This is a genomic window from Nostoc sp. DedSLP04 (assembly GCF_034530775.1).
In the GTDB taxonomy this organism is placed as follows: domain Bacteria; phylum Cyanobacteriota; class Cyanobacteriia; order Cyanobacteriales; family Nostocaceae; genus Nostoc.
Genome location: NZ_JAVRCL010000004.1, coordinates 120621 through 134255, shown reverse-complemented (window position 1 = coordinate 134255; position 13635 = coordinate 120621). Strand labels below are relative to the sequence as shown.

The window sequence follows — 13635 nt, the reverse complement described above, 5'->3', positions numbered from 1 at the left end:
CAGAATACAACCGTCATATTTTACAGTCTAATTAATGTCTAATTAATGTAGATCGCTTTTTAACGCGACTTTTTCCTCAGGGACAGCAGTAGTTTTTGAATCCGACGTGATGATACTAATCCTGCCATCAGCCTCCATATATGCGAACTTCACATCAGCTAAAAATTCTACACCTTGCTGACGTAACTTGCTCATCAACTCATCATCTGTAATTAACTCTCGTTGCAGATGGCGCTCAATCATCCGACCGTTTTTTACTAGTAGCAACGGTGGCGGATTCAGGAAACGTTGGAACTGGGGAAGTTTGTAACCCAACCAGTTCAGCAAGTAACTCCAAAAAATCACTGTTCCTACCAGAATAGCGCCTTCAGTAATTGATGTGTAATTACTTGCCATAGCATTTTGAGCAGCTTCCGCAAATAGCACAACTACGAGTAAATCAGTAATTCCTAGTGTTCCTAGTTGTCGGCTAGGAAGCAGGCGTAACACTGAGAACAGCGCTAAGTAAACTAGCGATCCGCGGATAATCAACTCAAAAATGCTGATACTAGGAATAAAAATTGCTTGCCAATTGATAAAAAACCATTTTTCCATTAGCACTGATTTTCTTCCTTGTTCAATAGACTTCTGGAAAAAATCCAGTATAAAAAAGAGTCAGAATTCAGAATTGCTGAATACTCTACTCATCAACTGTAGCAATAAAAACTAATTCACTGGACTGGATATTAGGTACTTTCATATCTATCAGATTTACAAATATAAATCTCCAGCAATCAAGCATTAAAATCGCTGATTTTTTCTTCTCTGTTTTAAGCGTTTGGGCTTCCTAAAATACTGGAATAAGCGATTAATCAAGCGAGAAGATGGCTTCTTCTTATTCGATACTTGTTCTGTTGGCGCCTTGCCATTATAGTTTGTGTTATCAGATACATGTATAGCATTTTTAGTTGGGACTATGCCGCTGCCATGCCTTCGGGAATAAACTTGAGTAAATTCTGCACCGAAGAAAAGAATTTGTGCGGCATAGTTAACCCAAGCTAAAATCACCACCAGTGAACCAGCAGCACCATAGGTCGATCCAAAACTACCATTACCTAAATATTGTCCTAATAAAAATCTCCCAATAGAGAACAAAATTGAGGTGATAGACGCTCCAATTAAAACATCACTCCATGCAATTTTGACATCTGGTAGAACTTTAAAAATTAGTCCAAACAGTACTGTAGTTATTGCAAAAGAGATGACTAAATTAGCAATCTGCCAGATGAAATCAAAACCTGGCAATAAATTACTAAAGTATGTTACTAAGGTTGCTAATATCGTACTAATTACTAGAGAAACTAAAAGTAAAAAGCCAATTCCAATCACCATTGCAAAAGACAAAACGCGGAGGCGAATCATGTTATTTATGCCACGTCCAGGTTTGGGTTTCACTTCCCAAATCGTGTTCATGGCATCTTGCAACTCAGTAAATAAGCCTGTAGCACCCACTAGTAGAACTAGGACACTAATAGTCGAAGCGATCGCTCCTGTCTTTGGTTGGTTAGCATTCTGAATGGCTGTTTCGAGAAACTTTGCGCCATCTACCCCGACTAAACCTTGAATTTGTCCGACAATTTGACCTCTTGCCGCTTCCTCTCCAAATACTGCACCTGCGATCGCAATTACAATAATTAGCAATGGTGCAATAGAAAAAATCGTGTAATAAGCTAACGCCGCCGCTAACCGCGAGGCTTTATCGTCACTCCATTCTTTGAATGTCTCTTGTAATAACTTCCAAATTTCTTGCAAATTCATCCAATCAGTCTCCTTGTAAGGGATGTTGCTTAGTCCCTGATATATTGGATACTGATTTGTTGAGTTACGGCATCCTCCCAAGGGTGTTTGTGAAGCGTTCTTGGGGAGGAATTTAGAATTTTATAGTCACATGACAATGCGATCGCGCCAATTGGTGATAATAAAGATGCGCTGATATCGATCTTATAGCAAAGTAATTTTTACCTAGAAGCAATGACGAGGAAATACTGCGCGGACGAATTGATGTTTTAGTGTTACAAGATCGGTTGTGGGTGATGGTGTTGGAGTCGAAAAAAACCACACTCTCAGTTTGGTCGCCTGTACCGCAAGCTCTAGCTTATATGATGGCTAACCCCAATCCCAGTAAACCTGTGTTTGGAATGGTGACGAATGGAGACGATATTTTATTTGTCAAAGTGATGCAAACAAATACACCACAGTACGATTTGTCAAGAGTTTTTGCTCCGTTTGCATCCGCGAGGGAACTGTACGCAGTTTTGCAAATTCTCAAACGTATTGGTGAGTTAATTTCTCCTACGTCTTAGCGTTCCCTTTTCCCTTTTATTGCATTCTATCAATTGTGCGATATTGAATTGCTTCCGCTACATGATTGGTTTTTAACTCATCTTCTCCTGCTAAATCTGCAATAGTCCGTGCTACTTTGAGAATGCGATCGCTTGCTCTTGCCGATAAACCTAATTTTCTAATTGCTGCTTCTAATAAATTGCGGCTAGCATCATCTAACTTACACCATTTCTGGAGATGACTACTTTGCAAATGGGCATTGCAACGCAGATTTGTTTCTCCTTGAAAACGGGTAATTGCGCGATCGCTTGCTTGTTGCACTCGTTCGCGTACTGATATTGATGTTTCTCCCGTCGGTTGTTGAGTAATTTCTTCTGGTTTCAAGCGATTCACTGCAACTTGTAAATCAATTCGATCCATCAACGGCCCGGAAAGTTTTGCCCAATATTGCTCGCGTTGGCGGGGAGAACAAGTACATTGTTGGATAGTATCGCCATAGTAACCGCAAGGACAGGGATTAGTACTCGCCACCAAAGTAAACTGCGCGGGAAACATTACCGATAGTTTGGTGCGGGAAATTGTGACATAGCCATCTTCTAGAGGTTGGCGCAAAAATTCTAAAACATCTCGTTTAAATTCTGTCAGCTCATCCAAGAAAAGCACGCCTCTGTGAGATAATGAGATTTCTCCAGGACGAGGGAAGCTACCGCCACCCACAAGAGAAGGCCCGGATGCCGAGTGGTGGGGACTGCGAAAAGGGCGATCGCGTACCAATGAACCACGATTTTTCAATAAACCAGCTACCGAATGAATGCGAGTCACTTCCAAAGATTCGGCAAAGCTCAACGGCGGTAAAATTCCTGGTAAGCGCCTTGCTAGCATCGTCTTCCCACTACCAGGCGGCCCGACAAAAATGAGATTATGCCCGCCAGCCGCAGCAATTTCTAAAGCACGACGCCCATGAGCTTGTCCTTTCACATCATGTAAATCTGCGCCAGGGTAGGATACTGTTGTTGTCTGTATTGTACTATCTATCTGCACAGGTTTGTAACGCCCCGGATTATTTAAAAAATCCACCACCTCAGACAAATGCTTGCAGCCGTAAACAGCTAAATCTTCAACCACTGCTGCTTCTTGGGCATTATCAGCAGGGAGAACTAAACCTGCAATTCCCATCTTTTGGGCTGCTGCTGCGATCGGTAATACACCAGCCACAGGACGTAAACTGCCATCCAAAGAGACTTCGCCCAAAAATAGATAATCCCCCAACAAATCAGCGCTAACTTGCTCAGAAGCCGCCAAAATTCCCACACTAATAGGCAAATCGAAACAGGGGCCTTCTTTGCGTAAATCTGCCGGGGTTAAATTAATTACTATCTTTCGCATCGGAAAGGCAAAGCCAGTATTTTTCAAAGTTGCTTTGACTCTTTCTCTTGACTCTTGAATCGCTGAATCTGGCAGTCCCAAGACAACAATTCCCGGTAATCCCCCTGACACATCGACTTCTACGCCTACTTTGACGGCATCGATGCCCACAATTGATGCACTCCAGACTCTAGCAAGCATTGCTTATATAATAGTAAACCTTTAGGATCTCTAGCAGATGAGTTGGTAAATTGGCATTAGTGAAACCACATAGACGATTTTTCTCAATTACAGCAATTTTCATCTACATTTGATTGTGGTGGTGCGATCGCACTGGCGGCTGCTAATCGTAAACTTACCTTAGAATATCTGCGTCAAGTTTGTGATACTACTTTGCGAATCACCAGCATGGTAGTTTTTATCCTATTTGGTTCCACAGCTTTTAGTTTAGTCTGTCGAGGGTTAAATAGCGATCGCTTTATGTTCGATGTTCTCGCCAATCTCCCCGGTGGTAAAACTGGCTTTTTGGTTGTCAGCATAGCAGTAGTATTTATCCTCGGCTTTTTCGAAATCGCCTTATTGCTGTATCATTGTTTACACCTATTGCCCAAAAATTAGGTATTGACTTGATTTGGTATGGTGTAGTTTTGGGAGCAAATTTGCAAGCATCTTTCCTTACACCTCCCTTTGGCTTTGCGCTGTTTTACCTGCGTGGTGTCACCCCACCAGAAGTTACGACAAAGGATATCTATCGCGGTGTAATACCGTTTATTTTGTTGCAACTATTGGTGGTGTTAATTATTGTTTTTCCAGGATTGGTATCAGCTCTAAAGCCTTGGTGAATTATCTAAAATATACTGCTCCTGGTTTTGTTTACAGCAAGGAAAAGGTCATATTGTCTTGCTCTCATAGTACAATGGTATTTTGACCGTCTTGTGTGGCGATCGCGCAATATCAAGAAACGCGATAATAATGTTTAAAAAGTCAGACCCCCCAGTAGTATCAAAGCTGAACTGACTCGCACAAAGATGCACTACGCTAAAGTAGACACGCTCTCAGTTTGCGTCGGGTGCAGTGATTTGTTAGACCGACGTTTGATCGGAAGTTTTACAACTTTACGCCCATGAGCAATCTGTTTCTTTCGTAGATCGTTAAAGATTGCGTTCAGGTCATAGTTAAATGAGCTAGCGTATTCCTCTCTGTAGTTGTGAATTTCCTCTAAAATTTCGTTTTTATACATAGATTATTCTCCTGTAAAATCGTATCCCATTAACTCATAGGGTGTACAGATGACTGGTAATTCATATCCAAGTTCAGAGCTAATTTGTGATAGCTTTCTCTGGATTTGGGCGTTTGCCATATGCTTACAGTTCCATGTTAACAGGTAGTCTAAACCGTAAACTGTTGCTAATGACATATGAAAGCATCATTAGAGGCTTTTGGTGGTAGGTTGCTTTGTTGCAAAAACTCTTGTGCAAGCTCTATCGCTTCTTCTGTGAGATCGAGAAACGTTAAAGACTCTAACAAATTCAGCCTTTGATCCGCGATCGCTGCATCTCCCCTAGCCGCTTCATCTTCTACAATCTCAGAAGCATAAAGGACAAAAGAACCGCGACGAATATTCCACCAATCTTGTGTGATTTTCATGTTTGCTGCCTGAATCAAGTTATCTGTCGATCTGGCAGTCAAGTATTCCAAAATACTAGTTTCAATATAGACGGTTTCGCTCACAGAAATCTCTAGAATTTATTTATCCCTCATCCTACAGCGTTTAATTCTCCTTCTGAGGGTCTTGGATTTTCTTCTGTCAACCCAATCTATAAGATCAGCGATCGCTCAGTTGCAAAACTACCATAACTTTATAATAAAGAGGGGATTTACCAGCTTGGCTACAGGAAACTAGACTAGCAGCAGTTGCAGTGGCGATCGCAGCTGTGTTAAAAACCTCTCGCCGTTTCATAATTGTTTGTGATTTAAATTGCGAAAAATTTAGGCTGATAGAGAATATTTATCAGGTTTTTAGCAATTTTTTAGCTTTGGATACTAAATTAAACACGATAGGGACGCATAGTTATGCGTCCCTATCTTGTAATCTAGTTTTAGATGGTGAAACTTTAGGTTGTTATTACCACCAATGTTGGGGTATTTTCAAGTTTTCCGGTAAGATTGTTGTGCGATCGCCAATTGCTTGTTCAATCTGCTGTGATTCTACATTTTCCGAGCCGCTCAAGTTGGCTCCACAGAGGTTAGCTTCTTGAAAATTAGCTTCTTGGAGGTTAGCTGTACTAAGTAATGCACTTTCTAGATTAGCGCCAGCAAGTTTTGCCCCTTGCAAGTTACTGCCAATCATGTTTGTATCTTGGAGATTGCTACCCTCAAAGTTAACTTCTTCTAAGTTGGCATCACAAAGGATTGCTCCTTCCAAGTTGGCATCACAAAGAACTGCTCCTTCCAAGTTGGCATCACAAAGAACTGCCCCTTCCAAATTGGCATCGTAAAGGATGGCTTGAGAAAGGTTCGCTTTTCTAAGAACTGCGCCTTGGAGATTGGCTTCTGGGAGGATTGCTTTTTGCAGGTTGGCTTCATAAAAGATTGAGCCACAAAGACAGGTAACAGATAAGTCTGCTTCAGAAAGGTTTACTTTGGTAAAATTGACCCATTGCAAGTTAGCTCCGACAAAAATTGCTTTAGAGAGGTTAGCATCTGTTAAGTCTGCATTGCTAAGGTCTGTATTGCGTAAATCAAGTTTCTGATTGACTGGATCTTTAGATGAATCGCGTCTGCCAATGACAGTTAAGGCTGTTTGAATATCTGTAGGAAGTTTTGATGATTGTAGTGACTCATCCTCATATTCCCTATTTACTGGGGCATTCTCGCGGATAAAAGCAGCAAGGATTTCCATGATTGTCCAATGATCTTTCGAGGAATCTTTGGCAATTCGTTCTAAAGCATAAATTGCAGCAAATCGCGTTTCAATCTTTTCATTTCCCAGTTGTTCAATCGCTTTAGAAAAACGTTCGGAAACAATTTCTTGGGGAGTTAGTGGTGTCTGATTGATACAATTTACAATATTGTTATCCCAAGCTACTGTTCCAGTTAGTAGTTGCGTTAACAAGCTGTGATTCTCATCTAGAGAGAGTTTAGAGGTATAGTAAGCATTAAGAATTAATGCCAATCCCCCAATAATTATGGCAATTGTTGTTAATGCTTGAGAGATGTATTCAATTTTTTCTTGATTTGAAAATCCTTGAATACTTTCAAAAAATAATATAATTAGAGTGAATGATAAAATAAATATAACCGAGACAAATGCCAACAAAGTCGTGAGTCCATTGGTCTTTATGAAAGACATGTCATAAGTCTTCATATCCGACTCCTTACGGAAATAAATTTAGGTTGATTCTAAGAGTATCCGTAAAGTTATGATAGAGTACAAACACGGATAAAATTGGCGAACTATTAAATCCACTATATAAAAATTATCTATATAACAATCCTGAATCATTTGTGAGGAACAAGACCCTTGACTTTCTAGAGAAGCCAGGGAGGTGATTATTCACGAATGATTAGATATCTGATGAAATTAAATATGCTGTATCCAGAAACCGTGTAGAGACTTAGTACTGCTACATCTCTACACTCTTTTTCACTCAGATTTATTTGATAAAATTTTCAGGTATTTAGCCCACGATCCAGACAGAGAATGAAAAGTAGTGTAGTTCAATTACTTGAAAAATACTGTCAATAGGGTGATATAAATTTTTGACAAGAGAATAAATTTTTTATATCAACACGCTGTTGGGGCACAACATTTTTCTGTATTACCCGGAGTATTCCAGACAATTAAAAAGACCATATTACTTGTGAAGAATAGTTTAAAATCTTTAACCTGAAGCCAGTTCAATTACTCAGATCGATCGCCAACCCTAAGTAGATTGGACTAAGTTAGAAATCGCCACGAGTAATTCCTCTGGTGCTACAGGCTTAACGATGTGCTGTTGAAATCCTGCTTTTAGTGCGTACTGCTGATTGATTTCGCCTGCATAAGCAGTCAGAGCGATCGCAGGCATCTTTTTTCCCCCGACTTTTGCTTCCAGAGTCCGCACCTGTTGTATCAGCATATAGCCGTTCATTTCTGGCATTCCAATATCGCTGAGTAAGATATCTGGCTTTGACTGGGTTAGCGCTTGTAATGCTTCATCTCCTGATGCTACTGCGGTGACGATCGCGCCAAACTGTTCCAGTACAAAACTGAAAAAGTCGCGGCTATCATCATTGTCATCCACAACCAGCACTTGTAAACCCATGAGGGGAGAGGAGGGAAAAACGGCAGTTGAGGAATCAGTATTTGTGTCATCCTCGATCGTCGTACTATCCTCGATCAGCGGTAACTTAACTGTGAAAATCGCTCCCTGCTCCTCGCCAGGACTTTCCGCCCCAATCGTTCCGCCGTGCATCTCGATCAAGTGACGAGCGATCGCTAAACCTAACCCTAATCCACCAAACCTTCTAGTTGTTGTACTATCACCTTGACGGAAATAATCAAACATATAAGGTAGAAAATCAGGGTCAATGCCTTTACCTGTATCGCTGACGGTAATCTGCGCTTGAGCGTCGATGCGCTCCAATCGCACATTTACTTTTCCTTTAGTCTCAGTAAACTTGACGGCATTCGATAAAAGATTCCAGAAAACTTGCTGTAAGCGCGCTGGATCGCCCAGAACTTTCCCCACATTTGGATCGAGCTTCGTCTCAATCTGAATAGTTTTAGCCTCTGCTGCTAAATGCACTGTTTCTATTGCGGCTTCAATGGTGGATACGAGATCGACTGGGATCGTGTTGAGGCTGAGTTTGCCTTGGAGGATGCGAGAAACATCTAGTAAGTCTTCAATTAATTGAGCTTGTAATTTGGCATTGCGCTCAATAGTTTTCAGGGCTTTCTTGAGTGCTGCCTCATCAAATTTCCGGCTCTGCAACAGTTTTGCCCAACCGAGAATCGGATTCAAGGGCGATCGCAATTCATGAGAAAGTACTGCCAAAAACTCATCTTTGATTCGGTTAGCAGCCTCAGCTTCCGCTCTGGCTCTTTGCTCTAGTTGCAAAAGGCGATCGCGTTCTGATTCGCTGCGTTTGCGATCGGTGATATCAGTTAGCATGGCGATCGCACCTAAACACTCGCCTTGTTCGTTCAAAATCGCTCTTGCAGAAATCAGTGTCCAGATGTACGAACCATCCTGGCAACGCAATCGCCCTTCTTTAAGATCGCTCTCTTCTCCTTTGAACCACTCCAGTTTTGCTCGATCTGCGATCTCATCAGCCAGATCCATAAAATCAAATATAGAACGACCGAGTATTTCTGCTGCCGGATAACCCAACATCTGCGATATCCGCTGATTCACAAACTCGGTTCGGGTTTGGGAGTCAATCATCCAGATTCCCTCATAAGAGGTATCAACAATTCGGCGATACTTGGCTTCACTCTTCTGTAAAGACTCCTCTGCTTGCTTGCGCTTACGCCGCTCCTTAGCTTCCCGCAATGCGCGTTGCACCGAAGGAACTAACCGCCCTAGTCTTTGCTTTAATACATAATCGGTTGCACCGTTCTTCAAAGCTTCGATCGCTAATTCTTCACCCAGTACGGCAGAGACAAAGATAAAAGGAATCTCAGGATAACGATTCCGGGCAATTTCCAAGGCAGAAATTCCATCAAAAGACGGCAAGGCATAATCGGCAAGAATTAAATCGAAAACGTCTGTTTCCAAAGCAGCTAGGAAATCAGCACCGGTTTCGACTCGGATCAGTTCGCAATTAATTCCTCCTTCGGTTAATATCATTTGGGCTAGCTCTGCATCTAACAGGCTATCTTCCAAAAGGAGGAAACGCAGGAGATTCATTAGTTGCTCTCCTTTTGAGGATGAGGTGCTGGAGGTAAAGCCCCAACTGGAGGCTGATTGATCACTGCCCAAAACAAGCCAACACCTTTAATAGAATCGGCAAAATCACGGTAATCTACTGGTTTGACAATATAAGCATTGACCCCTAACTCGTAGCAGCGAACTAGGTCAGGCTCTTCGCGGGAAGAGGTCAATACTACCACTGGAATTACTCGCATTACTGGGTCAGATTTGAGTTGCGCCAACACTTCTAGTCCATCGATTTTAGGCAGTTTCAAATCGAGCAACACCACAACAGGATACCCTTCCATTCGCAACCGGAACAACCCGCGGCGATAAAGATAATCTAATGCTTCTTCGCCATCACGTACCACCACTACTTCATTGGCGAGATGGTTTTCTGACAAGGCGGCTAGGATTAACTCTGCATCGTTGGCGCTGTCTTCAATTAGCAAAATCCTCTTCAGTTCTTTCATTCACTCTCCTTCTTGGACAACTTAGGCAGCGAGAAATAAAAGGTGGCGCCACTGTCAACTACAGCCTCTGCCCAAACTCGACCATTATGCCGATGAATAATGCGTTGCACGTTTGCCAATCCAACACCAGTGCCTTCAAATTGTGGGTCGCTATGCAGACGTTGAAATACTCCGAATAGCTTGTGGACATATTGCATATTAAAGCCTACGCCGTTATCTCGTACAAAAAAGACAACTTCGTTTTCATTCTCAATACTGCCAACAGTAATTTCTGCTGGGTTTCGAGTCTGGCTATATTTTACGGCATTGCCTATCAGGTTGCGAAGCACCAGCCGCAGCATGGAGGGATCGCCCTGCGCTTCTGGCAGTGATTCGATGTGCCAATGGATTGTGCGTCCTGGAGTTTCTGCAATTAAATCGCGTTTTACCTCATCTACCAATTCCTCCATATTGAGGTTGATGTAGCGCATTTCGGTGCGCCCCATCCGAGAAAATGTCAGCAACTCATCGATCAGTATTCCTGCTTGTTTGGCAGTGTCGGCAATTATTTTTAAATAGCGCTGACTTGTTTGGTCTAAGCTTGTTGAGCTATGGCGCTTCTGAAGCAATTCGACAAATCCGGCGATGTGGCGCAGTGGTGCCCGTAAGTCGTGAGAGACTGAGTAAGAGAAGGATTCGAGTTCTTTATTAGCGGCTTCGAGTTGGGCAGTGCGCTCTTGAATTCGCTGCTCTAGCATTTCGTTGAGTTGTTGCAGGGCGGCTTCGGCAACTTTGCGATCGTGAATGTCGCTGGCGATGCCCACCCATTTGATAATCTGTCCGCTTGGATCTCGAAATGGTAAACCCCGGACAATATGCCAACGATAGCTACCATCAGAAACTTGACGAAAGCGAATTTCTATTTCGTAGTTGGTCGCGTTAGCAACAGCCTGCATCGAACTTTTAAAGACGCGATCGCGGTCATCGGGGTGAATGGCATAAATCCAGCCATAGCCTGTAGTCTGCTCCATTGTCAGTCCGGTGAAATCCAACCAGTGTTGATTGCAATAGGTAATACCACCATCGCGATCGCCCATCCAAATAGCTTGCGGTGAGACTTCCGTTAAAATTCGGTATCGCTCCTCGCTGTCACGTAGCGCTTTTTCTGCTAACTTGCGATCGTGGATATCAACACAAGAGCCGATATAGCCGAGAAATTCTCCTGTTGGTGTCAAGCGTGGCACACCAGTATCCAAAAGCCAACGGTATTCGCCATCAAAGCGTCTGAGGCGATATTCCATTGTAAATTTTTGTCGGGCATCAAAGGCATTGGTGTATGTATCTAAGCAACGCTGAAAATCATCGGGATGTACACCTTCAGCCCACCCATTGCCCATCTCTTGCTCCAGAGTCCGCCCGGTAAAATCTAGCCAGAATTTATTAAAGTAGTTACAAAGTGTGTCAGTGCCGGACATCCACACCAGTATGGGAGTGGTATCTGCCATCTGGCGAAAGCGGGATTCACTTTCGCGCAGTGCTGCTTCTGCCTGGTTGCGATCGCGTAGCGCAGCTTGCTGTTCGCTAATATCGGTGACTAACGCCGCATACCCTTCAACGATTCCCTGTCTATTAAACTGGGGAACGTAAATAGCATTAATGTAACGTGTGCCACCATCTTTATAAGGAACTTGACTTTCAAATGTTACCTGTTCTCCTGCTAGTACTTGTTCCACATAAGGACGAAGCACTTCATAAGCGGATTCACCCAATACTTCCCAAAGATGCTTTCCATAAACTTCTACCGTCGAATGCCCAAACCAATCTTGATAGGCTCGGTTGTTGAAGCGGTAGCGTTGTTCTGAATCTACAAAGGTAATCAGAACTGGCAGTGTATCTGTAATTAAACGAAGTTCTGTTTCTCGTTGCCGCAGTGCTTCTTCTATGAGCTTACGGTTGGTGATATCGCGCCAGCAATCTATTGCACCAATAATCTCACCTTGGGAATCTCGAATTGGTACGACATTGGCGATCGCTGTAATTGTAGTACCATCTGGACGTTCAATGATGCATTCTTCATCGCGGATGATTTCGCCATAGCGCGTAGCACGGTATAAAGGTAGTTGCTCTAAGGTGAGCGGCGTTACACCATCAGCCAAGAACAGACTGTAAAGCTGAACATAAGATTCAGAAGACATACCAATCAGAGATTCATTCGGTCTGCCCAAAAGTTTTTGCGCGAGTTTGCTGTTAGCGATGATTGGGAAATCAGGGGGGCCACCAGCGATCGTAATTCCCTCTGGGACGTGTTCTAGAAGCATTTGCAAAATGCTCTGGGCTTCTTCTGCTTGGCGGGAGCGATGCTGGGCTTCTGCTTGGGCTTGTTTGCGTTCGCTTAAGTCAAGTACAAAACCAATGATTGTCCGATCTCCCTGTTTAGCAAAACCAACTAGAACGGGAACTAGAGAGCCGTCTTTGCGGATGTATTCCTGCTCAAAGGGCTTACAACTCCCAGTCATTGTTAGTTCTTGAATCGCTTGCTCGCTTACCTCAATATATTGGAGTGGAACGATCTCGCCCCAGCGGATTCGACCAGAGCGCAAATCCTCATGGGTATAATTGAGCATTTTGAGAAAGGCATCATTGGCTTCAACGATTAAGCCGTTCAGATTAGCCACAATCATCCCAATAATATTGGACTCGGTTAAGCGACTAAACCGAGCTTCACTTTCGTATAGTGACTTCAGGCTTGCCTCTACTTGCCGTTGGGCTGCGCGGCGTGATTCGTTAAGCCAGCTGATTAATCCTGCTGTCAGGATGAACACTACCAAGGGAACTAGAATATTCAGATTTGTAATGTTCTGCGCATCGAGTGGCTTAAAAAAGAAGTAATTGACTGCAAAAGTAGACAAAAGGGTAGCAAGTAACCCTGGCCCCAAGCCACCGTACCAGGCACTCACCATCACCGCAGCAAAAAATAGTGCCGCAGGCGTTGGCATGAGATATGGATGGAGTAGCAGAGTTGCCAATAGTGCTAAGGCAACGGATAGAAAAGCAACACCATAATGCAGCAGTTTCTCCCGGATGAATGCGCCCTTGTCTCTACCGCCAGCAAAGATTGTTTGAGATTCAGATGCCCTTGCCTTACGACTCATAACCCTACTCTGCTTCTGGAAAATACTGAGTTAGCAGTCTTTTGCCAGGTTCACCCATCTTCCGTAACATTTCTTCTATTAGTTTTAGCGCTATCAGTGAAGGGACTGTATGCCCATTCTCCCAACGGTTGACTGTTTTGAAAGAAACTCCGACTTTAGCAGCAAACTGTTTCTGAGAAAGATTGAGCTGCTGACGAAGTTCCCGAATTAAATCTAAAATTTCCAGCTGCTTTGTTAGAGACATCTCTGTGTTTTATCCCCATAGGATAATTAGCGTAGGACAGATGTCTTATTCATTGTCTCTTACTCAGGGAATATTTTCTCTGTTTCCGTCTCTAACTGAACCGTTTGAGTTCAAAGGTTCAACGGTGAAGCTCAGAGGTTCGGCGATGAAGCTCAAAGGCTCAACGATGAAGCTCAAAGGTTCAACGATGAAGCTAAAAGGTT

Annotated in this window: 11 protein-coding genes and 1 pseudogene; 2 read left to right on the top strand and 10 right to left on the bottom strand. The window is 43.1% G+C overall.

All coding sequences use genetic code 11. From position 1 onward, the window contains the following. Window positions 1-42: 42 nt before the first annotated feature. Window positions 43-594, bottom strand: coding sequence for a DUF421 domain-containing protein (locus tag RMX89_RS03880; protein WP_322672711.1), 552 nt, complete (start codon window positions 592-594; stop codon window positions 43-45). A gap of 186 nt (window positions 595-780) precedes the next feature. Then, window positions 781-1797: a YihY/virulence factor BrkB family protein gene (locus RMX89_RS03875; protein ID WP_322672710.1), complete on the bottom strand. Its 1017-nt coding sequence runs from the start codon at window positions 1795-1797 to the stop codon at window positions 781-783. A gap of 251 nt (window positions 1798-2048) precedes the next feature. On the opposite strand from RMX89_RS03875, the gene RMX89_RS03870 reads away from it, so the two are divergent. After that, on the top strand, window positions 2049-2342 hold the full coding sequence (locus tag RMX89_RS03870; protein ID WP_416211960.1) for a hypothetical protein: 294 nt from the start codon (window positions 2049-2051) through the stop codon (window positions 2340-2342). Between the two features lie 16 nt (window positions 2343-2358). On the opposite strand, the gene RMX89_RS03865 is transcribed toward RMX89_RS03870, so the two are convergent. Beyond that, window positions 2359-3888, bottom strand: a complete 1530-nt coding sequence (locus tag RMX89_RS03865) for a YifB family Mg chelatase-like AAA ATPase (protein WP_322672708.1) — start codon at window positions 3886-3888, stop codon at window positions 2359-2361. Between the two features lie 114 nt (window positions 3889-4002). On the opposite strand from RMX89_RS03865, the pseudogene RMX89_RS03860 reads away from it, so the two are divergent. Next, window positions 4003-4529, top strand: a pseudogene (locus tag RMX89_RS03860) (TRAP transporter large permease subunit); the annotation flags it as partial. A 565-nt stretch (window positions 4530-5094) separates the two neighbouring features. Here RMX89_RS03860 and RMX89_RS03855 read toward each other — a convergent pair. From RMX89_RS03855 to RMX89_RS03825, 7 genes are all read right to left on the bottom strand, one after another. Continuing rightward, entirely contained in the window at window positions 5095-5418 is a 324-nt protein-coding gene (locus RMX89_RS03855; protein ID WP_322687990.1) for a hypothetical protein, read from the bottom strand. A gap of 94 nt (window positions 5419-5512) precedes the next feature. Continuing rightward, window positions 5513-5647: a hypothetical protein gene (locus tag RMX89_RS03850; RefSeq protein WP_322687989.1), complete on the bottom strand. Its 135-nt coding sequence runs from the start codon at window positions 5645-5647 to the stop codon at window positions 5513-5515. 165 nt (window positions 5648-5812) lie between these two features. Continuing rightward, window positions 5813-7039, bottom strand: coding sequence for a pentapeptide repeat-containing protein (locus RMX89_RS03845; RefSeq protein WP_322687988.1), 1227 nt, complete (start codon window positions 7037-7039; stop codon window positions 5813-5815). 574 nt (window positions 7040-7613) lie between these two features. Then, entirely contained in the window at window positions 7614-9581 is a 1968-nt protein-coding gene (locus tag RMX89_RS03840; RefSeq protein WP_322687987.1) for a response regulator, read from the bottom strand. Continuing rightward, window positions 9581-10057: a response regulator gene (locus RMX89_RS03835; RefSeq protein ID WP_322687986.1), complete on the bottom strand. Its 477-nt coding sequence runs from the start codon at window positions 10055-10057 to the stop codon at window positions 9581-9583. The genes RMX89_RS03840 and RMX89_RS03835 overlap by 1 nt, the downstream gene beginning before the upstream one ends. Further along, entirely contained in the window at window positions 10054-13188 is a 3135-nt protein-coding gene (locus RMX89_RS03830; RefSeq protein ID WP_322687985.1) for a PAS domain S-box protein, read from the bottom strand. Before RMX89_RS03830 ends, RMX89_RS03835 begins: the two co-directional genes overlap by 4 nt. 4 nt (window positions 13189-13192) lie before the next feature. Next, entirely contained in the window at window positions 13193-13432 is a 240-nt protein-coding gene (locus RMX89_RS03825) for a helix-turn-helix transcriptional regulator (protein ID WP_322685748.1), read from the bottom strand. Between the last annotated feature and the right edge of the window lie 203 nt (window positions 13433-13635).